This window comes from Leifsonia sp., from assembly GCF_051955155.1.
Classification (GTDB): domain Bacteria; phylum Actinomycetota; class Actinomycetes; order Actinomycetales; family Microbacteriaceae; genus Leifsonia.
Map to the genome: position 1 here is coordinate 1 of NZ_JBQCGZ010000169.1, position 25,194 is coordinate 25,194.

General features: G+C 71.8%; 22 protein-coding genes. 11 read left to right on the forward strand and 11 right to left on the reverse strand.

Going from position 1 to position 25,194, the window contains the following annotated elements; all coding sequences use genetic code 11:
* Both ACTHMF_RS18065 and ACTHMF_RS18070 read left to right on the forward strand, forming a co-directional pair.
* Positions 1–912, forward strand: a 912-nt coding sequence (locus tag ACTHMF_RS18065) for a zinc-dependent alcohol dehydrogenase (RefSeq protein ID WP_440319550.1), incomplete at its 5' end; no start/stop codon positions are given.
* Positions 909–1,652, forward strand: coding sequence for an SDR family NAD(P)-dependent oxidoreductase (locus ACTHMF_RS18070; protein WP_440181986.1), 744 nt, complete (start codon positions 909–911; stop codon positions 1,650–1,652). The genes ACTHMF_RS18065 and ACTHMF_RS18070, both read left to right, overlap by 4 nt.
* A 47-nt stretch (positions 1,653–1,699) precedes the next feature.
* On the opposite strand, the gene ACTHMF_RS18075 is transcribed toward ACTHMF_RS18070, so the two are convergent.
* Together ACTHMF_RS18075 and ACTHMF_RS18080 are read right to left on the reverse strand one after the other, a co-directional pair.
* Positions 1,700–1,915 carry a hypothetical protein gene (locus ACTHMF_RS18075; protein WP_440181987.1) on the reverse strand — a complete coding sequence of 72 codons (216 nt, stop codon included), beginning with the start codon at positions 1,913–1,915 and terminating at the stop codon, positions 1,700–1,702.
* Positions 1,916–2,042: 127 nt separating this feature from the next.
* Entirely contained in the window at positions 2,043–3,047 is a 1,005-nt protein-coding gene (locus tag ACTHMF_RS18080; protein ID WP_440181989.1) for an alpha-hydroxy acid oxidase, read from the reverse strand.
* Positions 3,048–3,165: 118 nt separating this feature from the next.
* Here ACTHMF_RS18080 and ACTHMF_RS18085 point away from each other — a divergent pair, with 118 nt between their 5' ends.
* The 7 genes from ACTHMF_RS18085 to ACTHMF_RS18115 all read left to right on the forward strand — a co-directional run bounded on the left by ACTHMF_RS18085 (position 3,166) and on the right by ACTHMF_RS18115 (position 12,565).
* Positions 3,166–4,209 carry an ABC transporter permease gene (locus ACTHMF_RS18085; protein WP_440181990.1) on the forward strand — a complete coding sequence of 348 codons (1,044 nt, stop codon included), beginning with the start codon at positions 3,166–3,168 and terminating at the stop codon, positions 4,207–4,209.
* Positions 4,210–4,289: 80 nt separating this feature from the next.
* Entirely contained in the window at positions 4,290–5,387 is a 1,098-nt protein-coding gene (locus tag ACTHMF_RS18090; RefSeq protein ID WP_440319552.1) for a substrate-binding domain-containing protein, read from the forward strand.
* A gap of 76 nt (positions 5,388–5,463) precedes the next feature.
* Complete coding sequence (locus ACTHMF_RS18095) at positions 5,464–7,998, forward strand: ATP-binding cassette domain-containing protein (RefSeq protein WP_440181992.1); 2,535 nt, start codon at positions 5,464–5,466, stop codon at positions 7,996–7,998.
* A 58-nt stretch (positions 7,999–8,056) separates the two neighbouring features.
* Complete coding sequence (locus tag ACTHMF_RS18100; protein ID WP_440181993.1) at positions 8,057–9,460, forward strand: M24 family metallopeptidase; 1,404 nt, start codon at positions 8,057–8,059, stop codon at positions 9,458–9,460.
* Entirely contained in the window at positions 9,457–10,518 is a 1,062-nt protein-coding gene (locus ACTHMF_RS18105; protein ID WP_440181995.1) for a zinc-dependent alcohol dehydrogenase, read from the forward strand. Before ACTHMF_RS18100 ends, ACTHMF_RS18105 begins: the two co-directional genes overlap by 4 nt.
* Positions 10,515–11,573 (forward strand): 2,3-butanediol dehydrogenase, encoded by a 1,059-nt coding sequence (locus ACTHMF_RS18110; RefSeq protein ID WP_440319555.1) that lies wholly within the window; start codon positions 10,515–10,517, stop codon positions 11,571–11,573. Before ACTHMF_RS18105 ends, ACTHMF_RS18110 begins: the two co-directional genes overlap by 4 nt.
* 17 nt (positions 11,574–11,590) lie before the next feature.
* Positions 11,591–12,565 carry a zinc-dependent alcohol dehydrogenase gene (locus tag ACTHMF_RS18115; RefSeq protein WP_440181998.1) on the forward strand — a complete coding sequence of 325 codons (975 nt, stop codon included), beginning with the start codon at positions 11,591–11,593 and terminating at the stop codon, positions 12,563–12,565.
* Between the two features lie 64 nt (positions 12,566–12,629).
* Here the strand turns inward: ACTHMF_RS18115 and ACTHMF_RS18120 are convergent, their stop codons facing one another.
* From ACTHMF_RS18120 to ACTHMF_RS18150, 7 genes are all read right to left on the reverse strand, one after another.
* Entirely contained in the window at positions 12,630–13,604 is a 975-nt protein-coding gene (locus ACTHMF_RS18120; protein ID WP_440181998.1) for a zinc-dependent alcohol dehydrogenase, read from the reverse strand.
* Between the two features lie 17 nt (positions 13,605–13,621).
* Positions 13,622–14,680: a 2,3-butanediol dehydrogenase gene (locus ACTHMF_RS18125; RefSeq protein WP_440319555.1), complete on the reverse strand. Its 1,059-nt coding sequence runs from the start codon at positions 14,678–14,680 to the stop codon at positions 13,622–13,624.
* Entirely contained in the window at positions 14,677–15,738 is a 1,062-nt protein-coding gene (locus ACTHMF_RS18130) for a zinc-dependent alcohol dehydrogenase (RefSeq protein WP_440181995.1), read from the reverse strand. The genes ACTHMF_RS18125 and ACTHMF_RS18130 overlap by 4 nt, the downstream gene beginning before the upstream one ends.
* The gene (locus ACTHMF_RS18135) at positions 15,735–17,138 is read right to left on the reverse strand and encodes a M24 family metallopeptidase (RefSeq protein WP_440181993.1); all 1,404 of its coding nucleotides are present in this window, start codon (positions 17,136–17,138) and stop codon (positions 15,735–15,737) included. Before ACTHMF_RS18135 ends, ACTHMF_RS18130 begins: the two co-directional genes overlap by 4 nt.
* 58 nt (positions 17,139–17,196) lie before the next feature.
* Positions 17,197–19,731, reverse strand: a complete 2,535-nt coding sequence (locus tag ACTHMF_RS18140) for an ATP-binding cassette domain-containing protein (protein WP_440181992.1) — start codon at positions 19,729–19,731, stop codon at positions 17,197–17,199.
* Between the two features lie 76 nt (positions 19,732–19,807).
* Positions 19,808–20,905 (reverse strand): substrate-binding domain-containing protein, encoded by a 1,098-nt coding sequence (locus ACTHMF_RS18145; RefSeq protein WP_440319552.1) that lies wholly within the window; start codon positions 20,903–20,905, stop codon positions 19,808–19,810.
* Positions 20,906–20,985: 80 nt separating this feature from the next.
* Positions 20,986–22,029 (reverse strand): ABC transporter permease, encoded by a 1,044-nt coding sequence (locus ACTHMF_RS18150; RefSeq protein WP_440181990.1) that lies wholly within the window; start codon positions 22,027–22,029, stop codon positions 20,986–20,988.
* Between the two features lie 118 nt (positions 22,030–22,147).
* On the opposite strand from ACTHMF_RS18150, the gene ACTHMF_RS18155 reads away from it, so the two are divergent.
* Positions 22,148–23,152, forward strand: coding sequence for an alpha-hydroxy acid oxidase (locus ACTHMF_RS18155; protein ID WP_440181989.1), 1,005 nt, complete (start codon positions 22,148–22,150; stop codon positions 23,150–23,152).
* A 127-nt stretch (positions 23,153–23,279) separates the two neighbouring features.
* Complete coding sequence (locus tag ACTHMF_RS18160) at positions 23,280–23,495, forward strand: hypothetical protein (RefSeq protein ID WP_440181987.1); 216 nt, start codon at positions 23,280–23,282, stop codon at positions 23,493–23,495.
* A 47-nt stretch (positions 23,496–23,542) separates the two neighbouring features.
* Here ACTHMF_RS18160 and ACTHMF_RS18165 read toward each other — a convergent pair whose 3' ends face one another.
* Positions 23,543–24,286, reverse strand: coding sequence for an SDR family NAD(P)-dependent oxidoreductase (locus ACTHMF_RS18165; RefSeq protein ID WP_440181986.1), 744 nt, complete (start codon positions 24,284–24,286; stop codon positions 23,543–23,545).
* A partial coding sequence (locus ACTHMF_RS18170; protein WP_440319550.1) for a zinc-dependent alcohol dehydrogenase occupies positions 24,283–25,194 on the reverse strand: 912 nt, incomplete at its 5' end. The genes ACTHMF_RS18165 and ACTHMF_RS18170, both read right to left, overlap by 4 nt.

A 25,194-nucleotide genomic window follows, 5' to 3' on the forward strand; every position in this document is an offset into this window, starting at 1 on the left:
ACGGACGTCGAGTTCTACACGGGGGAGATGCAGTACCTCCACGAGGGGCATGCGTCGTTCCCGATCCGCATCGGCCACGAGTGGATGGGCACGGTCGGCGCGGTGGGGGAGGGCGTGGACCGCGGCTGGCTCGGTCGACGGGTCACGGGCGACACGATGCTCGGCTGCGGTGCGTGCCGGCGCTGCCGGGACGGCCGGCAGCACGTGTGCGCGTTCCGGACCGAGCTCGGCATCCGGGGCGGTCGTCCGGGAGCGCTCGCCGAGCGGGTCGCGGTCCCGGCCCGGTTCCTCCACGCGCTGCCCGACGCGGTCGACGACGCGCAGGGCGCGCTCGTGGAGCCGGGCGGGAACGCGCTGCGCGCCGTCCGGGGCGCGGCGCTCCGGCCGGGCGACACGGTGCTCGTGCTCGGCCCAGGCACGATCGGCCTGCTCGTGGCGATGTTCGCGCGCGCCGCCGGCGCGGCCGTGCACCTCATGGGGCGCAGCGAGCGGTCCCTCGCGTTCGCGCGCACGCTCGGCTTCGACGGCGTCTGGGCGGAGGACCAGCTCCCCGAGCTGCCCTGGGACGCGGTGATCGACGCGTCGAACGCGCCGAACCTGCCCGCGAAGGCGCTCGAGCTCGTCGAACCCGGCAAGCGCGTCGTCTACGTCGGGCTCGCCGGCAGCCCGAGCCGCGTCGACACCCGCGCGCTCGCGCTGCAGGACGTCACCGCGGTCGGCGTGCTCAGCGCCTCCGGGGGGCTGGAGGGCACGATCGACGCCTACGCCGCGGGCGCGGTCGACCCGCGGCCGCTGATCGCGGCGACCATCCCGCTCGAGGGGCTCGCGGCGGTGCTCGCGGGCGACCGGCCGGCGGGCGCTGGACCTGGACCGAAGACGCACATCGACGTGCAGGAGGGGATCCGCACATGAGCGAGTTCGAGGGGCTGTCCGCCGTCGTCACCGGAGGGGCGAGCGGCATCGGTGCGGCCGTCGTGCGCCGCCTGCTCGAGGGCGGGGCGCGGGTGGCCGCGCTCGACCTGCAGCCGGACACCGCACCGGAGGGGGCGCTGCGGCTCGGCTGCGACGTCACCGACGCCGCCGCGGTGCGCACCGCGGTGGACCGGGCGGCGGAACGGTTCGGCGGCATCGACGTCGTCGTGAACAACGCGGGCATCGGGGCGAGCGGCGACGTCACCGCGAACGACGAGCACGAGTGGCTGCGGGTCCTCGATGTGAACGTCGTCGCGATGGCGCGCGTGAGCGCCGCCGCGATGCCGTACCTGCGCCGTTCCGAGCACGCCGTGATCGTCAACACCTGCTCGGCGGTGGCGTTCGTCGGCGTGCCGAACCGTGCGCTCTACAGCGCGAGCAAGGGCGCGGTCGCCGCGCTCACCCTCGCGATGGCCGCGGACCACGTGCGCGACGGGATCCGCGTGAACGCGGTCGCGCCGGGCACGGCCGACACCCCGTGGGTCGGCCGGCTGCTCCCGGCGAGCGAGGACCCGGAGCAGGCCGCCGCCGCGCTGCGCGCCAGGCAGCCACTCGGCCGGCTCGTCACCGCGGACGAGGTCGCGCACGCGGTCCTGTCGCTCGCGTCCCCGCTCGCCGCCTCGACCACCGGGGCGGTCCTCCGCGTCGACGGCGGGATGACGTCCCTCCGCCTCGGCTGAGCCGGTCCGAGGACACTGCGGGCGGCCGCTGCCGGGCGATCGCGCCGTCAGCCGGCGGGCGCCATCGCCGCGACGACCACGAGGCTGGAGACGCAGACGCTCCAGCTGATCCAGCTCGAGGCGATCCAGCCCCGGGGCGTGCGCTCGTCCGTCGACTGCGCGAGCGCGAGTCCGCCGAGCGAGATCAACGCGAACACCGCCGACATGATCGCGGTGAGCCCTGCGGCCTCGAACAGGAGACCGCCGTCGGCGGAAGGGATCATGCGTGCTCCGAGACGTCGTCGTGCTCGATTGGTGAACGCTGCGCCTCCGCTCATGGAGGGCGACTGCACACTGGCCGATCCTGCGAGCGCTGTCAAGTGCCGCTGAACGCGGCGGAGCGGGATGCGGTCAGCCCACCAGCAGATCGCGGCTGATCCCCTCCAGGGACGCCGCACCGGCCAGCGCCATGGCGTGCTCCAGCTCGCGCCGCACCTCGTCGAGGAGGGTCCGCACCCCGTCGGCACCGCCGTCGGCGAGGGAACGGACGGCGGGGCGCCCGAGCAGCACCCCGCGGGCACCGAGGGCGAGCGCCGCCAGCACGTCCAGGCCGGTCCGGATGCCGCCGTCGACGAGCACGGGAACCCAGGAGGGCACGGCGTCCACCACCTCCGGAAGGGCGACCGCGGTGCTGACCGCGCGATCGAGCTGCCGGCCTCCGTGGTTGGAGACGATGATGCCGGCCGCGCCCGCGTCGAGGACCCGCTGCGCATCGTCGGCCCGGAGCACGCCCTTCACGAGTACCGGCAGCCCGGTGTCGCTGCGCAGTCGACCGATCATCCCCGCGTCGACCGCGGGGTCCTGCTCCACGTCACGCGTGCTGAGCGCCCTCCCGCTCTGCGCCTGCATGGCGCGCCTGTGCCGCTCCAGGACGCCGATCGAGGCCGTGGAACGCCGCTTCTCACCGACGCGCGGGGTGTCGCCCGTGAGCACGAGCGCCCTGGCACCCGCCGCTGCCGCCCGTTCGGCGAGCTGACCGGTCAGTGCGCGGTCCCGCATGACGTAGAGCTGGAACCACCACGGCGCACGGGTCGCCGCGGCAACCTGCTCGAGCGGAACGGAGGAGCGGGTCGACAGGACGAACAGGCTGCCCGCCGCCGCGGTGCCACGGGCGGTGGCCGGCTCGCCCTCCGGATGGGCGAGACCGTGCAGCGCCGTCGGACCGACGAGGATCGGCGTCGCCAGCTCCGCGCCGAGCAGCGTCGTCGTCGTCGAGACGGACCCCACATCCGTCAGGACCCGTGGCCGGAAGCGGAGGCGACGCCACGCCGCCTCGTTCTCCGCGAGCGTGATCTCCTCGCCGGATCCGCCTTCGAAGTAGTCCTGGGTCGCCTCGTCCGTGGTACTCGCCTCCATGACTCGGACCGGCCGGCACCGGAGCGGTGAACATGCGCACGACTCGCCGTGCCGGTTGTGCAGAGCGCTCCGTTCTTTGTACAGTGACACTCAACACATCCGCTACACAGCGGTACGGATGAGCGCGGAGAGAATGCAGATGTCGACGCCGACGGACCAGGACACGCCCCGACTGTCCAGCGCCCGCTTCGCCGTCTCGAAGGGGCTCGTCACGATCCTCGCAGCCACGGTGCTGCTGTTCGCCGTGTGTGCCGTCTTCGCGCAGTCGAGCGTCTCGCCCACCTCGCTCGAGGGCATGCTGCCGATCGCCGCAGTGCTCGCGGTGGCCGGACTCGGCCAGATGCTCGTGGTGCAGCAGGGCGGCATCGACCTCTCCGTCGCGGGCGCCATGTCGCTGGCCGTCGTCACGGTGACGCACATCCCCGACCAGAACGACTCGTTGCTGCTGCCCGCCGTCCTCCTCGCCCTCGCGTTCGCGGTGGTAGCCGGAGTCGTCAACGGACTCCTCGTCGGGGGTCTCGGTCTGAACCCGATCATCGCCACGCTCGGCACGAACGCGCTGCTCTACGGCGTGAACCTCGGCATCTCCGGTGGGCGTCCCAGGATCACGACGTCCGCACTGCAGGACATCATGACCGGCTCCGTCGCCGGCATCCCGTTCTCGGTGCTGTTCGCGGTCGGTGCGCTGATCCTCGTCACCGTCCTCGTGCGGCGCACCGTGCCGGGGCGCCGCTTCGAGTTCATCGGCGCGAACCCGAGGGCGGCGCGGGCCATCGGGCTGCGGACGCGATTGCACCAGACCTCGGCCTACGTGTGGGCGCAGCTGCTCTACTGCCTCGCCGGTGTGATGATCGCCGGGATCACCGCGCAGCCGAGCGCATACAGCGGTGACAGCTTCCTGCTCATCTCCGTCGCGGTCGTCGTGCTCGGCGGCACGTCGCTCCTCGGCGGGAGGGGGTACCCGCTCGCCACCGTGATCGCCGCCGTCTTCCTCGAGCAGCTCGTGCAGTTCGTGCTCGCGCTCGGGGTCTCGACGGCGATCCAGACCATCGTCCAGGCCGCTGCGCTGGCGCTGGGCGTCTCCCTCTACACCGTCGACTGGGCCGCGATCTGGCGCCGGATCACCGGCCGCAGACGACGGACGGCCCCGGTACCGGCCTGACCACCACCAGGACTTCCCAGCCGCGCGAGCGGCGGAAAGCGCGACAGAGGCGTCGCGAACCGACAGAAGGAACACATGCCATGAGACCTCGCACCAAGTACGGCCTCGCCGCTGCAGCACTCGCGGCGATGTCGCTCGTCCTCTCCGGCTGCAGCGGCGCATCGAACGCCGGTGGTTCGGGGAGCGACAAGGTCACCCACGTGTCCGGCGCGCCGTCGTGGTGCGGCACGAAGAAGATCACCTTCGCCCTGCTCGACGGCTTCGGCGGCAACAGCTGGCGCCTCGTCACGACCGCGTCGGGCAAGGCCGAGGCCGCGAAGTGCCCGAGCGTCACGAAGTTCCTCTACGCCGACGGCCAGGGCAACACCTCGAAGGCGATCTCGGACATCAAGGGCATGGCCTCCCGCGGCGTCAACGCGATGGTCGTGTTCCCGGACGCCGGCAAGGCCGTGCTCCCCGCCCTGACCGCCGCCTACAAGGCCGGCGTCGTGACGGTGCCCTACCGGGTCGACCCCGGTGGCAAGGCCGGCGTCAACTACGACAAGTGGATCGGCGACGACTTCGCCAACGACGGCAACAACTGGGCGGCCTGGATCAAGAAGGTCGTCCCGAACGGCGGCAACATCCTGTTCATGGGCGGCCCGGCCGGGAACAGCCAGAGCGTCACGGAGTACAACGCGCTGAAGGCCAACCTCGGCTCGCAGTACACGTTCATCGACCAGACGCCGTTCGTGCCGACGAACTGGGACCCGACGCTCACCCAGACCCTGCTGTCCGCGGCGATCGCGAAGTACCCGAAAATCGACGTGATCGTCTCCGACTTCGGCCCGACGCTCGTCAGCTCGCTGCCGCTGTTCACGAAGAGCGGCCGCCAGATCCCCGCGCTCGCCACGTCCGACGGCAACTCACTCGCGTGCTTCTGGAAGTCGCAGCAGGCCGCGCACCCGTTCAAGCTCGAGACCGTCGCCACGGGGAACGACAACGTGCGCCTCGCCGTCGACTACGCGGTGGCGAAGGCGACCGGCGGCAAGATCCCCACCGCCGACTCCTTCAAGGGACCGGTGTTCGAGGACTCGACCGATCCGTCGAAGCCGGTGCAGTGCCGGTCCGACCTCCCGGGTGACGTCTACCTCTCCGCGGAGATGCCCGGCGACCAGCAGGCGCAACTCGGCAAGTGACCGAACCGGGTCGGTCCAGTCCTGCGACCGGACCGACCCGGCTCGTCCGCACCCGTCTCAGCGGAAGGCCCTCACCATGAACGAAGCGCTCGCACCGGCGCCCGCATCCGTCGACGTCGCGCCGGCGACCCTCGAGATGCGGCGGATCACGAAGACGTACGCCGGCGTGGCCGCGCTCAGCGACGTGTCCGTCTCCATCCGCGCGGGTGAGGTCCACGCGATCCTCGGGGAGAACGGAGCGGGCAAGTCCACCCTCATGAACGTCGCGACGGGCGGCACGCAGCCCGATTCCGGCGAGATCGTGGTGGGCGGCGAGACCGTCTCCCCGCTCAGTCCACGGACGGCCGCGGCGCACGGGATCGCGATCGTGCATCAGCACCCCGCTGTGCTGCCCGACCTCACCGTGCTCGAGAACCTCGAGGTCGCGCTGCCCGCATCCGTCCTCCGCGGGGACGGCGGGCGTGCCGCCGTCGCCCGGCGCGTCCTGGAACGCGTCGGGCTGGAGGTGGATCTCCGGGACCGTGTCGAGGATCTGACCGTCGCGCAGCGGCACCTCCTCGAGATCGCGAAGGCCTTCGCGGTCTCACCCGCCGTGCTCATCCTCGACGAGCCGACCGCGCCGCTCGGTGACGCCGCCGTCCAGCGGTTCTTCGGGCTGGTGCGGGAGGCGGTGGCGGACGGCGTCTCCGTCATCTACATCACGCACCGGATGGCGGAGGTGCGCGAGCTCGCGGACCGCGTCACCGTGCTCCGGGACGGCCGCACCAGGGGGACCTCGGACGTCGCCGACATCAGCGACGACGAGCTGCTCTCGCTGATCGTCGGTCGCAAGCTCGAGTCGGCGTTCCCGCCGAAGCTGGGACCGGTCGACGTCGAGGCCGGGCACGACCTCGAGCTGCGCGGGCTGACCGGGCCCGGCTTCGTGGACGTCTCCGCCCGCGTGCCCCGCGGCGCCATCGTCGGCATCGCGGGGGTCGTCGGCAACGGCCAGAGCGACCTGCTGCGCGCGCTCGCAGGACTCGAGCAGTTCGACGGAGAGGTGCGCATCGCCGGCACGGCCCGGTCGGGCCGCCAATTGCTCCACCACGCCGCGTACATGCCGGCCGACCGGCACGGTGAGGGCCTCGCCATGAGCCTCACCGTGCGCGAGAACGCGGCGATCTCGGCGTTGCGGTCGTTCACCGCCGGGCCGCTGCTCCGCCGGCCGAAGGAGACCGACGTCGTCGGCCGGTCGCTGTCCTCGATCCACGTCAAGGCTCCGTCGATGGACGCGCCGGTGTCGGCGCTCTCCGGCGGCAACCAGCAGAAGGTCGTGATCTCCCGCGCGCTGCTGTCCGACCCGCTGCTGCTCATCGCGGACGAGCCGACCCAGGGCGTCGACGTGGGCGCACGCGCGGAGATCTACGGCATCCTCCGCGACGCGTCGCAGCGGGGCATCCCCGTCGTCGTCTCCTCGTCGGACACGAAGGAGCTCGAAGGGCTCTGCGACCAGGTGCTGGTGATGTCCCGCGGTCAGGTCGTCGCGACGCTCGTCGGCGACGAGATCACGGAGGAGCGCATGGTGAGCGCCGCGGTCGGGTCGCGGACCTCCGCCATCCAGACGCCCGAGGCGCTCCGCGGGAACCACGCCACGGGCCTCCGCCGCTTCGTGCAGAGCGACTTCGCCCCGAGCGCGCTGGTCGCGGTGCTCATCGTGCTGCTGGGCGCGTTCATCGCGGTTCAGAACGGCGCGTTCCTGTCCTCGTTCAACCTCGTGACGATCCTGACCGCCGCCACGGCGATCGGCTTCCTCGCGCTGGGGCAGAACATCGCGCTGCTCACCGGCGGCATCGATCTCTCGGTCGGGCCACTGGCCGGGTTCCTGGTCGTCGTGTCGTCGTTCTTCGTCAACGACGGCAAACCGGTGGGCACCGTGCTCCTCGGGCTCGCGCTGATGCTCCTCGTCGCGCTGGTGACCGGTCTCGTCAACGGGGGCCTGATCCGCGGGGCACGCTTCACGCCCATCGCCGCGACCCTCGCGCTGTACATCGCCTTCGGGGGCCTGGCGCTGCTGCTGCGGCCGCAGCAGGGCGGCTACATCAGTCAGGACTTCCAGGGGTTCGTGACCATGAGCTTCGGACCGATCCCGCTGTTCTTCATCGTGCTCGTCGTGGTCACCGTCCTCCTCGAGCTCGCGCTGCGTCGCACGAGATGGGGATGGCGGCTCCGCGCGACCGGGTCGGACGAGACTGCGGCGCGGACCGTGGGCGTGAACGTCAACCGCACGGTCGTGCTCGGCTACGTGGCGACGGCGCTCCTCGTCTTCCTGGGCGCACTCATGTTCATGGGCCAGTACGGCATCGGGGACCCGACGCAGGGCTCCGCCTTCACGCTGACGAGCATCACCGCGGTCGTGCTCGGTGGCACGAGCCTGCTCGGCGGCCGCGGCACCTTCATCGGTCCGCTCCTCGGCACGCTGCTGCTGCAGCAGGTGCTGTCCGCGACGGTGTTCCTCGGCCTCGGGACGGTCTTCCAGTACTACTTCCAGGGCGCCCTGATCCTGGCGGCCGCGATCGTCTACACGACCGGCCGGCTCCGCCGCCGCCGGCGCGCTGCCGCCGCCGCCGAGTGAGCCCCGCAATCCATCGGCGCGCCGCTTGCGGGCGCCCCGTCCAGAAAGGCAGCCGCTCATGCTGAGCACAGCCACCCCGGGAACCAACGGCGTCGACTGGGAGGAACGCGTCCGATTCGATCGACTCCGTGACGAGCGCCTCGCCCGGCTGAAGGCGGAGCTCGAGCGCTCGGACCTCGGAGCCCTGCTGGCGTTCGACTTCTCGAACATCCGCTACATGACCGCGACCCACATCGGCACGTGGGCGATGGACAAGCTGATCCGGTTCTCCCTCCTGACGAGGAACTCCGATCCGATCGTCTGGGACTTCGGTTCCGCTGCCAAGCACCACGCGCTCTACAACCCGTGGCTCGGCGAGACGACCGCGGAGATGGACGCCGATCCGCACGCGCCGCATCACGGGGCGAAGCGGCCGCGCCTCGAGCACGGCTCGCGCGCGGGCATCTCGACCCTCCGCGGCGCGTTCGACCCCTCGGCCGGGGCGGCGGAGGAGGTCGCCGCGAAGATCAAGCGGGAGCTCGAGAAGTTCGGCCTGCTCGGCGAGCCGCTCGGCGTCGACGTCGTCGAGATGCCGGTGCTGATGGCGCTGAAGAACGCGGGGATCGACGTCGTCGACGGCCAGCAGGTCTTCATGCAGGCGCGGGCGATCAAGACGCAGGACGAGATCACGCTGCTCACGCAGGCCGCGTCGATGGTCGATTCCGCCTACGACAAGCTGTACGAGTTCCTCCGGCCCGGTGTCCGTGAGAACGAGACCGTCGGACTCGTCGCGAAGACGCTCTACGACCACGGGTCCGAGTACGTCGAGGGCGTCAACGCGATCTCGGGAGAGCGGTGCTCGCCGCACCCGCACGTCTACTCCGACCGCATCATCCGGCCGGGTGACCCCGCGTTCTTCGACATCCTGCACAGCTTCAACGGCTACCGGACCTGCTACTACCGCACGTTCGCGGTCGGCTCGGCGAGCCCGGCGCAGAACGACGCCTACAAGCGGGCCCGCGAGTACATGGACCGTGCCATCGCGCTCGTGAAGCCGGGCGCGACGACGGCGGACATCGTCAAGGTGTGGCCGAAGGCGCAGGAGTTCGGGTTCCCGGACGAGGAGGCCGCGTTCGCGCTCCAGTACGGGCACGGCGTCGGCCTGTCGATCTGGGAGAAGCCGATCTTCTCCCGACTCGTCTCCCTGGACCACCCGGAGGAGCTGAAGGAGGGCATGTTCTTCGCCCTCGAGACCTACTGGCCGAGCGCGGACGGCATCGGTGCGGCGCGCATCGAGGAGGAGGTCGTCGTGACCGCCACGGGCGCCGAGGTCGTCACGAAGTTCCCGGCCGAGGACCTGCTCGTCGCGGGTCAGCGGTACTTCACGGTGAACGGCGCCCTGCCCGTCATCCGCAGCTCCCAGTCCAACCTCAACACCACGTGGGGTCGCGGCGAGGCGGCCCCTGCAGGGGCGGACGCGTGAGGGCCGCGGTCTACCACGGCGAGCACGACGTCCGGATCGAGGAGGTCCCCCGGCCGGAGCCGCGCGACGGCGAGGTCCTGCTCAAGGTCCTGCGGTCCGGGATGTGCGGGACGGACGCGACCGAGTGGAAGGCGGGCCCGCTCACCTTCCCGGTGGACCGCGTGCACCCCGTCACCGGCGCGACCGGCCCGATGGTGTTCGGCCACGAGTTCGTGGGGGAGGTCGTCGCTCCCGTCGAGGGCGGTCGGTTCCCGGCGGGCTCCCTCGTCGCGAGCGGGGCCGGCGTCTGGTGCGGCGGATGCGACCGCTGCCTGGAGGGGCGCACCAACCTGTGCCGGCGGTACTACACGCACGGGCTCAACGCACCGGGCGGCCTCGCCGAGCTCGTCGCGGTGCCCGAGAGGACGCTCGTCGCGCTGCCGGAAGGGCTGGCGCTCGATGCGGCGGGCCTCGCCCAGCCCCTCGCGGTCGGTCTCCACGCCGCACGACGCTCCGGGGCCCGCGACGGCGATCGCGTCGTGCTCATCGGCGCGGGCGCGATCGGCACCTTCGTGCTGACGGGGCTGCAGCACCTCGCGGACCTCGACGTGACCGTCGTGGACTTCGCCGGTGCGCGGCTGGAGCGCGCACTGCGGCTCGGTGCGGACCGAGTCGTCGAGGTCGGCGAAGCGGTCCGCGACCGAGTCCTCGAGGCCGCTCCGGGTGGCGCCGACGTCGTGATCGAGGCCAGCGGCGCTCCCGGCCAGCTGAACGCTGCGATCGGCATGGTCCGGGACGGCGGCACGGTGCTGCAGGTGGGTCTGCCCGCGAAGCAGCAGGAGGTTGACGTCCACGCCCTCGTGATGCGCGAGATCACGGTGCGCACGACGCTCGCGCACGTCTGCGGCGAGGACCTGGGGCCTGCGCTCGAGATCCTCGCGACGACGCGTCTCGCGGACGAGCTCCTCGACTCCGTGCATCCGCTCGGCGACCTCGCCGACCAGCTCGAGCGCCTCGCCACCGGGAGACTCGAGGGCAAGGTGCTGTTCGATCCCACGATCCAGGAGGAGGAACGATGAGGGCCGCTGTCTTCCACGCCGCTCACGACGTCCGCGTCGAGGATGTCGCCGCGCCAGGCGCACCCGGGCGAGGCGAGGTGCTGCTCCGGCCGTTCTGGTGCGGCGTCTGCGGCACCGACCTGCACGAGTACGCGCAGGGTCCGATCGTCACGCCGAGTCAGCCGCACCGCCTCAACGGGTCGACGATCCCGCAGATCCTCGGTCACGAGTTCTCGGCCGAGGTCGTCGAGATCGGGCCAGGGGTCGACCGCGTGCGCGTCGGGCAGCGGGTCTCCGTGATGCCGCTGCTCTTCGACGGCACCTGCTACTACTGCGTCCGCGGGCTGAACCACCTCTGTGTGAACATGGCCTGCATCGGGCTCAGCTACGCCTGGGGCGGGATCGCGGAGCTCGCGGTCGTGCCGCAGGAGAAGCTGACGGTGCTGCCCGACGAGGTCAGCGACCTGCAGGGTGCGCTCGTCGAGCCCGCCGCCGTCGCCGCCTACGGGGTGGACACGGCGGGCGTTCGACCGGGCGACACGGTCCTGGTCACGGGAGCGGGCCCGATCGGGGCGCTCGCGACGCTGTACGCCGCGTCGCTCGGGGCCCGGGTCATCGTCTCCGAGGTCAACCCGGTCCGAGCCGAGCTCGTCCGCGGCTTCGGCGTGGCCGAGGTGCTGAACCCGGCCGAGACGGACGTCGCCCTCCACATGAAGGAGCTGAACGGCGGCATCGGTGCGGACGCGGTCGTCGAGTGCTCGGGCAACGAGCGGGCGCTGCAGACGGCGCTCGCCGCGGTCCGGTCCGCGGGCCGGGTGTCGCAGACCGGCCTTCACACGCGGCCGGCGTCGATCGACCCGATGGTGCTGTCCGAGCACGACATCACCCTCACCGGCACGTGGTGCTACCCGGTCTTCGACTTCCCGCGCATCGTCGACCTGATCGCTCGCGGGCGCTATCCCGTCGAGAAGGTGGTCACGGGCCGGGTGCCCATGGCCGACATCGTCGAGAAGGGCTTCGAGACGCTGCTGTCGCCGACCGGCGATCAGGTCAAGGTCCTCATCGAGACCCGCTAGCCCGAGAGGAGCAGAACATGCGTGCACTGGTCTACGCCGCGCAGGACACCCCGGTCGTCGAGGACCTGGCGGTCCCGGAGATCGCCGCGGACGAGGTGCTCGTCGCGGCGCGCTCGGTGGGGGTGTGCCACTCGGACATCGAGCTGCTCGAGGGGCGCTACATCATCCCGTTCGCCTACCCGATCATCCCTGGCCACGAGTGGTCGGGCGAGGTCGTCGCCGTCGGCGACCGTGTCACCGGCTTCGCGCCCGGCGACCGGGTGGTCGGCGAGTGCGTCATCGGCACCGACCACTTCGGGTTCTCCATCAGCGGGGCCGCAGCCGATTTCTTCGTCGCGAAGGAGTCGTGGCTGCATCACCTGCCGGACGGGCTGTCGTTCACGATGGGCGCACTCGTCGAGCCCTTCAGCGTCGCGTACTACGCCGTGACGCACGCCGGAGGCGTCGACGCGAGCGACACGGTGGTGGTGCTCGGCGCCGGCCCGGTCGGTCTGGCGGTGGCTGCGGCGACCGCGGCGATGGGGGCGACCACCGTGGTGGTGGAGCCGTCCGAGGACCGCCGCGCTGCGGCGCTCGCGCTCGGAGCCGCGCATGCGGTGCATCCCGACGGGATCGACGCGCTGCTCGCCTCGGTGAGCGCCGGGCGCGGCGCCGACCTCGTCGTGGAGGCGAGCGGCCGTCCCGCCGTGATGGCGCAGGCGCTCGAGCTGGCCGCGTTCCGCGGTCGGATCGCCTACATCGGGATCGACGTCGGGGGCTCGGCTCCCGCGAAGCTCGGGCTCATCCAGTCGAAGGAGCTGCGCATCACGGGTTCGATCGGTTCGCCCGGGGTGTGGCCGGAGACGCTCCGGTTCCTCGCCGGCAGCGGGCTCGACCTCACCCCGCTCGTGACGCAGCGGTTCCCGGCGGATCAGGCGTTGTCCGCCCTGGAGGCGGCGCACCACCCCGAGTCGACGATCAAGGCGCACATCGAGTTCGACGCGCACCTCTGAGCGCGCGCACGACGAGGAGGGGAGGACCGCCGCGGCGGTCCTCCCCTCCTCGTCGTGCGCGCGCTCAGAGGTGCGCGTCGAACTCGATGTGCGCCTTGATCGTCGACTCGGGGTGGTGCGCCGCCTCCAGGGCGGACAACGCCTGATCCGCCGGGAACCGCTGCGTCACGAGCGGGGTGAGGTCGAGCCCGCTGCCGGCGAGGAACCGGAGCGTCTCCGGCCACACCCCGGGCGAACCGATCGAACCCGTGATGCGCAGCTCCTTCGACTGGATGAGCCCGAGCTTCGCGGGAGCCGAGCCCCCGACGTCGATCCCGATGTAGGCGATCCGACCGCGGAACGCGGCCAGCTCGAGCGCCTGCGCCATCACGGCGGGACGGCCGCTCGCCTCCACGACGAGGTCGGCGCCGCGCCCGGCGCTCACCGAGGCGAGCAGCGCGTCGATCCCGTCGGGATGCACCGCATGCGCGGCTCCGAGCGCGAGCGCCGCAGCGCGGCGGTCCTCGGACGGCTCCACCACCACGGTGGTCGCCCCCATCGCCGCGGTCGCCGCAGCCACCGCCAGACCGACCGGGCCGGCGCCGAGCACCACCACCGTGTCGCTCGCGTCGACGCCTCCGGCGTGCGTCACGGCGTAGTACGCGACGCTGAAGGGCTCGACGAGTGCGCCCATCGTGAACGACAGCCCGTCCGGCAGGTGATGCAGCCACGACTCCTTCGCGACGAAGAAATCGGCTGCGGCCCCGCTGATGGAGAACCCGAAGTGGTCGGTGCCGATGACGCACTCGCCGACCACCCGGTCGCCGGGCGCGAAGCCGGTGACACGGTCGCCGACGGCGACGACCTCGCCCGACCACTCGTGGCCAGGGATGATCGGGTAGGCGAACGGGATGATGTAGCGCCCCTCGAGCAGCTCGATGTCCGAGTGGCACACCCCCACCGAGCGCGCCGCGACGAGCACCTCGTCCGCGGCGATCTCCGGGACCGCCAGGTCCTCGACGACCGGGGTGTCCTGCGCGGCGTAGACCAGTGCACGCATGTTCTGCTCCTCTCGGGCTAGCGGGTCTCGATGAGGACCTTGACCTGATCGCCGGTCGGCGACAGCAGCGTCTCGAAGCCCTTCTCGACGATGTCGGCCATGGGCACCCGGCCCGTGACCACCTTCTCGACGGGATAGCGCCCGCGAGCGATCAGGTCGACGATGCGCGGGAAGTCGAAGACCGGGTAGCACCACGTGCCGGTGAGGGTGATGTCGTGCTCGGACAGCACCATCGGGTCGATCGACGCCGGCCGCGTGTGAAGGCCGGTCTGCGACACCCGGCCCGCGGACCGGACCGCGGCGAGCGCCGTCTGCAGCGCCCGCTCGTTGCCCGAGCACTCGACGACCGCGTCCGCACCGATGCCGCCGTTCAGCTCCTTCATGTGGAGGGCGACGTCCGTCTCGGCCGGGTTCAGCACCTCGGCCACGCCGAAGCCGCGGACGAGCTCGGCTCGGACCGGGTTGACCTCGGAGACGATGACCCGGGCCCCGAGCGACGCGGCGTACAGCGTCGCGAGCGCCCCGATCGGGCCCGCTCCCGTGACCAGGACCGTGTCGCCCGGTCGAACGCCCGCCGTGTCCACCCCGTAGGCGGCGACGGCGGCGGGCTCGACGAGCGCACCCTGCAGGTCGCTGACCTCGTCGGGCAGCACCGTCAGCTTCTCCTGCGGCACGACCGCGAGCTCCGCGATCCCGCCCCAGGCGTAGCTGAGCCCGATGCAGGCCATGTTCACACAGAGGTGGTTCAGCCCGCGGACGCAGTAGTAGCAGGTGCCGTCGAAGAGCAGCGGCATCACGGAGACCCGCTGCCCGACGCGCACGCGGTCGACCCCTGGCCCGATCTCGACGACCTCGGCCGAGAACTCGTGACCGAGGATCTGCGGGATCGTCGACCCGTTGAGGCGGTGCGGCTGACTCGGCGTGACGATCGGACCCTGCGCGTACTCGTGCAGGTCGGTGCCGCAGACGCCGCACCAGAACGGCCGGAGCAGCACCTCGCCTCGCCCGGGTGCGCCTGGCGCGGCGACATCCTCGACGCGGACGTCGTGAGCGGCGTGGAAGACAGCGGCCCTCATCGTTCCTCCTCCTGGATCGTGGGATCGAACAGCACCTTGCCCTCGAGTCTCCCGGTGGCGAGGCGCTCGAGCTGGTCGGCGAGGTCGCCGAGCGGATGCACGGAGTCGAGGAGCTCGTCCGCGAGACGCGTCGTCGCGAGGATCTCGAGCGCAGGCCCCAGGTCCTCGCCGCAGACGTGCGCGAGCGTCGTGCGCACCGTGATCTCGCGCATCACGAGGGCGTGGACGTCAACCTCCTGCTGCTTCGCGGGCAGACCCACCTGCAGCACCGTGCCGCCGTCCCGGACCATGCCGATCGCAGCGTTCAGCTGGCCGGGAGCGCCGCTGGCCTCGATCACGACGTCGGCGCCACCCGGAGCGGCCTCGAGGACTCGGTCGCGGACCGCTTCGCCGACCTCGACGACTCGGTCCGCACCGAGCCGCAGTGCGCGCTCCAGCCGCGCACCGGCGAAGTCCACGACGGTCACGTCGAGGTCCGCGAGGTGCTGCAGCCCCGTCAGCACGAAGGTGCCGATCGCGCCCGCGCCGATGAGCACGACGCGATCGCCGTCGCGGGCCCCGGAGCGTCGTGCGGCGTGGAGACCGACCGCGAGGGGCTGGGCGAGGCCCGCCGCATCGAGCGCCAGCCCTTCCGGCAGCGCGACGAGCGTCCTCTCGGGCACCGCGACGAGCTCGGCGAGGCCGCCCGGTGCGTTGAGCCCGTGCGTGTAGTACCGCCGGCACAGGTTGGTGCGCCCCTCCAGGCAGCGGTCGCATCCGCCGCACCAGACGCCGGCCCCGCTCGCGACGAGGGAGCCCGCCGGGAACCGACCGCCCTCGACGGGAGCGACGACCTCCCCCACGAACTCGTGGCCGAACACCATCGGGCCGGTCGCGCCGGTGACGGGGTGCACGCGGTCCACCGGGAAGGTGAGCGGGCCCGCCTTCCACTCGGTCGCGTCCGTCCCGCACATCCCGGACCGCAGGACCTTGAGCAGGACCTCGCCGTCGCGCGGCTCCGGCCGGGGGACCTCCTCGATCCGGACGTCGTGCTCGCCGTGGTAGACCGCGGCCCTCACGCGTCCGCCCCTGCAGGGGCCGCCTCGCCGCGACCCCACGTGGTGTTGAGGTTGGACTGGGAGCTGCGGATGACGGGCAGGGCGCCGTTCACCGTGAAGTACCGCTGACCCGCGACGAGCAGGTCCTCGGCCGGGAACTTCGTGACGACCTCGGCGCCCGTGGCGGTCACGACGACCTCCTCCTCGATGCGCGCCGCACCGATGCCGTCCGCGCTCGGCCAGTAGGTCTCGAGGGCGAAGAACATGCCCTCCTTCAGCTCCTCCGGGTGGTCCAGGGAGACGAGTCGGGAGAAGATCGGCTTCTCCCAGATCGACAGGCCGACGCCGTGCCCGTACTGGAGCGCGAACGCGGCCTCCTCGTCCGGGAACCCGAACTCCTGCGCCTTCGGCCACACCTTGACGATGTCCGCCGTCGTCGCGCCCGGCTTCACGAGCGCGATGGCACGGTCCATGTACTCGCGGGCCCGCTTGTAGGCGTCGTTCTGCGCCGGGCTCGCCGAGCCGACCGCGAACGTGCGGTAGTAGCAGGTCCGGTAGCCGTTGAAGCTGTGCAGGATGTCGAAGAACGCGGGGTCACCCGGCCGGATGATGCGGTCGGAGTAGACGTGCGGGTGCGGCGAGCACCGCTCTCCCGAGATCGCGTTGACGCCCTCGACGTACTCGGACCCGTGGTCGTAGAGCGTCTTCGCGACGAGTCCGACGGTCTCGTTCTCACGGACACCGGGCCGGAGGAACTCGTACAGCTTGTCGTAGGCGGAATCGACCATCGACGCGGCCTGCGTGAGCAGCGTGATCTCGTCCTGCGTCTTGATCGCCCGCGCCTGCATGAAGACCTGCTGGCCGTCGACGACGTCGATCCCCGCGTTCTTCAGCGCCATCAGCACCGGCATCTCGACGACGTCGACGCCGAGCGGCTCGCCGAGCAGGCCGAACTTCTCGAGCTCCCGCTTGATCTTCGCGGCGACCTCCTCCGCCGCCCCGGCCGAGGGGTCGAACGCGCCGCGGAGGGTCGAGATGCCCGCGCGCGAGCCGTGCTCGAGGCGCGGCCGCTTCGCCCCGTGATGCGGCGCGTGCGGATCGGCGTCCATCTCCGCGGTCGTCTCGCCGAGCCACGGGTTGTAGAGCGCGTGGTGCTTGGCAGCGGAACCGAAGTCCCAGACGATCGGATCGGAGTTCCTCGTCAGGAGGGAGAACCGGATCAGCTTGTCCATCGCCCACGTGCCGATGTGGGTCGCGGTCATGTAGCGGATGTTCGAGAAGTCGAACGCCAGCAGGGCTCCGAGGTCCGAGCGCTCGAGCTCCGCCTTCAGCCGGGCGAGGCGCTCGTCACGGAGTCGATCGAATCGGACGCGTTCCTCCCAGTCGACGCCGTTGGTTCCCGGGGTGGCTGTGCTCAGCATGAGCGGCTGCCTTTCTGGACGGGGCGCCCGCAAGCGGCGCGCCGATGGATTGCGGGGCTCACTCGGCGGCGGCGGCAGCGCGCCGGCGGCGGCGGAGCCGGCCGGTCGTGTAGACGATCGCGGCCGCCAGGATCAGGGCGCCCTGGAAGTAGTACTGGAAGACCGTCCCGAGGCCGAGGAACACCGTCGCGGACAGCACCTGCTGCAGCAGCAGCGTGCCGAGGAGCGGACCGATGAAGGTGCCGCGGCCGCCGAGCAGGCTCGTGCCACCGAGCACGACCGCGGTGATGCTCGTCAGCGTGAAGGCGGAGCCCTGCGTCGGGTCCCCGATGCCGTACTGGCCCATGAACATGAGTGCGCCCAGGAAGACGAGGAGCGCCGTCGCCACGTAGCCGAGCACGACCGTGCGGTTGACGTTCACGCCCACGGTCCGCGCCGCAGTCTCGTCCGACCCGGTCGCGCGGAGCCGCCATCCCCATCTCGTGCGACGCAGCGCGAGCTCGAGGAGGACGGTGACCACGACGAGCACGATGAAGAACAGCGGGATCGGTCCGAAGCTCATGGTCACGAACCCCTGGAAGTCCTGACTGATGTAGCCGCCCTGCTGCGGCCGCAGCAGCAGCGCCAGGCCCCCGAAGGCGATGTACAGCGCGAGGGTCGCGGCGATGGGCGTGAAGCGTGCCCCGCGGATCAGGCCCCCGTTGACGAGACCGGTCACCAGCGCGACGAGGAGCATCAGCGCGAGCCCGAGGAGCACGGTGCCCACCGGTTTGCCGTCGTTGACGAAGAACGACGACACGACGACCAGGAACCCGGCCAGTGGCCCGACCGAGAGATCGATGCCGCCGGTGAGCAGCGCGATGTTCTGCCCCAGCGCGAGGAAGCCGATCGCCGTGGCGGCGGTCAGGATCGTCACGAGGTTGAACGAGGACAGGAACGCGCCGTTCTGAACCGCGATGAACGCGCCCAGCAGCACGATGAGCACCGCGACCAGCGCGCTCGGGGCGAAGTCGCTCTGCACGAAGCGGCGGAGGCCCGTGGCGTGGTTCCCGCGGAGCGCCTCGGGCGTCTGGATGGCGGAGGTCCGCGACCCGACCGCGGCGCTCACCATGCGCTCCTCCGTGATCTCGTCGCCGACGAGCGTCGCGACGACCTGACCGCGGGACATCACCAGCACCTGGTCGCAGAGCCCTTCGAGCTCCTTCGTGTCCGACGAGGAGACGACGACGGGGATGCCCCGCTGCGACGCGTCGCGGAGGATGCCGTAGATCTCCGCGCGTGCGCCCACGTCGACGCCCTGGGTCGGCTCGTCCGCGATGAGCAGCAGCGGGTCGGACAGCAGCGCGCGGGAGATCACGACCTTCTGCTGGTTGCCGCCGGAGAGCGCCGACACCGGCGCGTCCATCGACGGAGCCTTGACGTGGATCGAGGACAGCGACCGGCCGACGACGTCGGTCTCCTTCGGCCGGCGGAGCAGCGGCCCGGCGGTGAACGACCGCAACGCCGAGATCGCCGCGTTCTCGCGCACGGTGAGGCTCATGGCGAGGCCCTCACCGTGCCGGTCGGCCGGCATGTACGCGGCGTGGTGGAGCAATTGGCGGCCCGACCGGGCCGTGCCGGCGATGCGCACCTCTCCGTCGAACTGCTCGAGTCCTGCGAGCGCGCGCAGCAGGTCGCTCTGGCCGTTGCCGACGACCCCCGCGATGCCGACGATGGCGCCGCGGGGCACGCGGGCGGAGACGTCCACGAAGCCGGGCCCGGTCAGCCCGCGCAGCTCGAGGTCGTGCCCGGCCTCGACGTCGACCGGTCCCAGCTTCGGCGGGAACGCCGACTCGAGCTTGCGACCGACGATCAGCGAGAGCAGCTCGTCGTCGCTGATGTCGGCGACGTCCGAGGTCCCCCTGGTGCGGCCGTCCCGGAGCACGGTGACGCGGTCCGCGAGCTCGCGCACCTCCGCCATCCGGTGCGTGATGTAGATGACGGAGACGCCGTCCGCCACCGCCTCCCGCACCAGCCCGAAGAACCGCTGGACGGCGGCGTCACCGAGCGGCGCGGTCGGCTCGTCGAGGATGAGCACGGCGGGTGAGACCGCGAAGGCCTTCGCGATCTCGAGGAGGTGCCGCTGCGCGACGGTCAGATCCTCGACACGGTCCCGGAGATCCACCTCCAGCCCGACGCGTTCCAGGACGCGCCGGGCGACGGCGGCACGCCCGCCGTCCCCGCGGAGGACGGATGCGGGCAGCGCGACCTCGAGGTTCTCGAGCACGGTGAGGTCGGGCAGCACAGCGGGGTGCTGATGCACGATCGCGATCCCGTGCGCCGCGGCCGTCCGTGGACTGAGCGGGGAGACGGTCTCGCCGCCCACCACGATCTCGCCGGAATCGGGCTGCGTGCCGCCCGTCGCGACGTTCATGAGGGTGGACTTGCCCGCTCCGTTCTCCCCGAGGATCGCGTGGACCTCACCCGCGCGGATGGAGACGGACACGTCGCTGAGCGCGGCCACGCCGGCGTACGTCTTCGTGATCCGCCGCATCTCGAGGGTCGCCGGCGCGACGTCGACGGATGCGGGCGCCGGTGCGAGCGCTTCGTTCATGGTGAGGGCCTTCCGCTGAGACGGGTGCGGACGAGCCGGGTCGGTCCGGTCGCAGGACTGGACCGACCCGGTTCGGTCACTTGCCGAGTTGCGCCTGCTGGTCGCCGGGCATCTCCGCGGAGAGGTAGACGTCACCCGGGAGGTCGGACCGGCACTGCACCGGCTTCGACGGATCGGTCGAGTCCTCGAACACCGGTCCCTTGAAGGAGTCGGCGGTGGGGATCTTGCCGCCGGTCGCCTTCGCCACCGCGTAGTCGACGGCGAGGCGCACGTTGTCGTTCCCCGTGGCGACGGTCTCGAGCTTGAACGGGTGCGCGGCCTGCTGCGACTTCCAGAAGCACGCGAGTGAGTTGCCGTCGGACGTGGCGAGCGCGGGGATCTGGCGGCCGCTCTTCGTGAACAGCGGCAGCGAGCTGACGAGCGTCGGGCCGAAGTCGGAGACGATCACGTCGATTTTCGGGTACTTCGCGATCGCCGCGGACAGCAGGGTCTGGGTGAGCGTCGGGTCCCAGTTCGTCGGCACGAACGGCGTCTGGTCGATGAACGTGTACTGCGAGCCGAGGTTGGCCTTCAGCGCGTTGTACTCCGTGACGCTCTGGCTGTTCCCGGCCGGGCCGCCCATGAACAGGATGTTGCCGCCGTTCGGGACGACCTTCTTGATCCAGGCCGCCCAGTTGTTGCCGTCGTTGGCGAAGTCGTCGCCGATCCACTTGTCGTAGTTGACGCCGGCCTTGCCACCGGGGTCGACCCGGTAGGGCACCGTCACGACGCCGGCCTTGTAGGCGGCGGTCAGGGCGGGGAGCACGGCCTTGCCGGCGTCCGGGAACACGACCATCGCGTTGACGCCGCGGGAGGCCATGCCCTTGATGTCCGAGATCGCCTTCGAGGTGTTGCCCTGGCCGTCGGCGTAGAGGAACTTCGTGACGCTCGGGCACTTCGCGGCCTCGGCCTTGCCCGACGCGGTCGTGACGAGGCGCCAGCTGTTGCCGCCGAAGCCGTCGAGCAGGGCGAAGGTGATCTTCTTCGTGCCGCACCACGACGGCGCGCCGGACACGTGGGTGACCTTGTCGCTCCCCGAACCACCGGCGTTCGATGCGCCGCTGCAGCCGGAGAGGACGAGCGACATCGCCGCGAGTGCTGCAGCGGCGAGGCCGTACTTGGTGCGAGGTCTCATGGCATGTGTTCCTTCTGTCGGTTCGCGACGCCTCTGTCGCGCTTTCCGCCGCTCGCGCGGCTGGGAAGTCCTGGTGGTGGTCAGGCCGGTACCGGGGCCGTCCGTCGTCTGCGGCCGGTGATCCGGCGCCAGATCGCGGCCCAGTCGACGGTGTAGAGGGAGACGCCCAGCGCCAGCGCAGCGGCCTGGACGATGGTCTGGATCGCCGTCGAGACCCCGAGCGCGAGCACGAACTGCACGAGCTGCTCGAGGAAGACGGCGGCGATCACGGTGGCGAGCGGGTACCCCCTCCCGCCGAGGAGCGACGTGCCGCCGAGCACGACGACCGCGACGGAGATGAGCAGGAAGCTGTCACCGCTGTATGCGCTCGGCTGCGCGGTGATCCCGGCGATCATCACACCGGCGAGGCAGTAGAGCAGCTGCGCCCACACGTAGGCCGAGGTCTGGTGCAATCGCGTCCGCAGCCCGATGGCCCGCGCCGCCCTCGGGTTCGCGCCGATGAACTCGAAGCGGCGCCCCGGCACGGTGCGCCGCACGAGGACGGTGACGAGGATCAGCGCACCGACCGCGAACAGCACCGAGAACGGGATGCCGGCGACGGAGCCGGTCATGATGTCCTGCAGTGCGGACGTCGTGATCCTGGGACGCCCACCGGAGATGCCGAGGTTCACGCCGTAGAGCAGCGCGTTCGTGCCGAGCGTGGCGATGATCGGGTTCAGACCGAGACCCCCGACGAGGAGTCCGTTGACGACTCCGGCTACCACCGCGAACGCGAGGGCGAGGAGGACGGCGGGCAGCAGCAACGAGTCGTTCTGGTCGGGGATGTGCGTCACCGTGACGACGGCCAGCGACATGGCGCCCGCGACGGAGAGGTCGATGCCGCCCTGCTGCACCACGAGCATCTGGCCGAGTCCGGCCACCGCGAGCACTGCGGCGATCGGCAGCATGCCCTCGAGCGAGGTGGGCGAGACGCTCGACTGCGCGAAGACGGCACACACGGCGAACAGCAGCACCGTGGCTGCGAGGATCGTGACGAGCCCCTTCGAGACGGCGAAGCGGGCGCTGGACAGTCGGGGCGTGTCCTGGTCCGTCGGCGTCGACATCTGCATTCTCTCCGCGCTCATCCGTACCGCTGTGTAGCGGATGTGTTGAGTGTCACTGTACAAAGAACGGAGCGCTCTGCACAACCGGCACGGCGAGTCGTGCGCATGTTCACCGCTCCGGTGCCGGCCGGTCCGAGTCATGGAGGCGAGTACCACGGACGAGGCGACCCAGGACTACTTCGAAGGCGGATCCGGCGAGGAGATCACGCTCGCGGAGAACGAGGCGGCGTGGCGTCGCCTCCGCTTCCGGCCACGGGTCCTGACGGATGTGGGGTCCGTCTCGACGACGACGACGCTGCTCGGCGCGGAGCTGGCGACGCCGATCCTCGTCGGTCCGACGGCGCTGCACGGTCTCGCCCATCCGGAGGGCGAGCCGGCCACCGCCCGTGGCACCGCGGCGGCGGGCAGCCTGTTCGTCCTGTCGACCCGCTCCTCCGTTCCGCTCGAGCAGGTTGCCGCGGCGACCCGTGCGCCGTGGTGGTTCCAGCTCTACGTCATGCGGGACCGCGCACTGACCGGTCAGCTCGCCGAACGGGCGGCAGCGGCGGGTGCCAGGGCGCTCGTGCTCACGGGCGACACCCCGCGCGTCGGTGAGAAGCGGCGTTCCACGGCCTCGATCGGCGTCCTGGAGCGGCACAGGCGCGCCATGCAGGCGCAGAGCGGGAGGGCGCTCAGCACGCGTGACGTGGAGCAGGACCCCGCGGTCGACGCGGGGATGATCGGTCGACTGCGCAGCGACACCGGGCTGCCGGTACTCGTGAAGGGCGTGCTCCGGGCCGACGATGCGCAGCGGGTCCTCGACGCGGGCGCGGCCGGCATCATCGTCTCCAACCACGGAGGCCGGCAGCTCGATCGCGCGGTCAGCACCGCGGTCGCCCTTCCGGAGGTGGTGGACGCCGTGCCCTCCTGGGTTCCCGTGCTCGTCGACGGCGGCATCCGGACCGGCCTGGACGTGCTGGCGGCGCTCGCCCTCGGTGCCCGCGGGGTGCTGCTCGGGCGCCCCGCCGTCCGTTCCCTCGCCGACGGCGGTGCCGACGGGGTGCGGACCCTCCTCGACGAGGTGCGGCGCGAGCTGGAGCACGCCATGGCGCTGGCCGGTGCGGCGTCCCTGGAGGGGATCAGCCGCGATCTGCTGGTGGGCTGACCGCATCCCGCTCCGCCGCGTTCAGCGGCACTTGACAGCGCTCGCAGGATCGGCCAGTGTGCAGTCGCCCTCCATGAGCGGAGGCGCAGCGTTCACCAATCGAGCACGACGACGTCTCGGAGCACGCATGATCCCTTCCGCCGACGGCGGTCTCCTGTTCGAGGCCGCAGGGCTCACCGCGATCATGTCGGCGGTGTTCGCGTTGATCTCGCTCGGCGGACTCGCGCTCGCGCAGTCGACGGACGAGCGCACGCCCCGGGGCTGGATCGCCTCGAGCTGGATCAGCTGGAGCGTCTGCGTCTCCAGCCTCGTGGTCGTCGCGGCGATGGCGCCCGCCGGCTGACGGCGCGATCGCCCGGCAGCGGCCGCCCGCAGTGTCCTCGGACCGGCTCAGCCGAGGCGGAGGGACGTCATCCCGCCGTCGACGCGGAGGACCGCCCCGGTGGTCGAGGCGGCGAGCGGGGACGCGAGCGACAGGACCGCGTGCGCGACCTCGTCCGCGGTGACGAGCCGGCCGAGTGGCTGCCTGGCGCGCAGCGCGGCGGCGGCCTGCTCCGGGTCCTCGCTCGCCGGGAGCAGCCGGCCGACCCACGGGGTGTCGGCCGTGCCCGGCGCGACCGCGTTCACGCGGATCCCGTCGCGCACGTGGTCCGCGGCCATCGCGAGGGTGAGCGCGGCGACCGCGCCCTTGCTCGCGCTGTAGAGCGCACGGTTCGGCACGCCGACGAACGCCACCGCCGAGCAGGTGTTGACGATCACGGCGTGCTCGGAACGGCGCAGGTACGGCATCGCGGCGGCGCTCACGCGCGCCATCGCGACGACGTTCACATCGAGGACCCGCAGCCACTCGTGCTCGTCGTTCGCGGTGACGTCGCCGCTCGCCCCGATGCCCGCGTTGTTCACGACGACGTCGATGCCGCCGAACCGTTCCGCCGCCCGGTCCACCGCGGTGCGCACCGCGGCGGCGTCGGTGACGTCGCAGCCGAGCCGCAGCGCCCCCTCCGGTGCGGTGTCCGGCTGCAGGTCGAGCGCGGCCACCCGCGCCCCGCCCTCGAGCAGGCGGCGCACGACGGCCGCACCGATGCCGCTCGCCCCTCCGGTGACGACGGCGGACAGCCCCTCGAACTCGCTCATGTGCGGATCCCCTCCTGCACGTCGATGTGCGTCTTCGGTCCAGGTCCAGCGCCCGCCGGCCGGTCGCCCGCGAGCACCGCCGCGAGCCCCTCGAGCGGGATGGTCGCCGCGATCAGCGGCCGCGGGTCGACCGCGCCCGCGGCGTAGGCGTCGATCGTGCCCTCCAGCCCCCCGGAGGCGCTGAGCACGCCGACCGCGGTGACGTCCTGCAGCGCGAGCGCGCGGGTGTCGACGCGGCTCGGGCTGCCGGCGAGCCCGACGTAGACGACGCGCTTGCCGGGTTCGACGAGCTCGAGCGCCTTCGCGGGCAGGTTCGGCGCGTTCGACGCGTCGATCACCGCGTCCCAGGGCAGCTCGGGGAGCTGGTCCTCCGCCCAGACGCCGTCGAAGCCGAGCGTGCGCGCGAACGCGAGGGACCGCTCGCTGCGCCCCATGAGGTGCACGGCCGCGCCGGCGGCGCGCGCGAACATCGCCACGAGCAGGCCGATCGTGCCTGGGCCGAGCACGAGCACCGTGTCGCCCGGCCGGAGCGCCGCGCCCCGGACGGCGCGCAGCGCGTTCCCGCCCGGCTCCACGAGCGCGCCCTGCGCGTCGTCGACCGCGTCGGGCAGCGCGTGGAGGAACCGGGCCGGGACCGCGACCCGCTCGGCGAGCGCTCCCGGACGACCGCCCCGGATGCCGAGCTCGGTCCGGAACGCGCACACGTGCTGCCGGCCGTCCCGGCAGCGCCGGCACGCACCGCAGCCGAGCATCGTGTCGCCCGTGACCCGTCGACCGAGCCAGCCGCGGTCCACGCCCTCCCCCACCGCGCCGACCGTGCCCATCCACTCGTGGCCGATGCGGATCGGGAACGACGCATGCCCCTCGTGGAGGTACTGCATCTCCCCCGTGTAGAACTCGACGTCCGT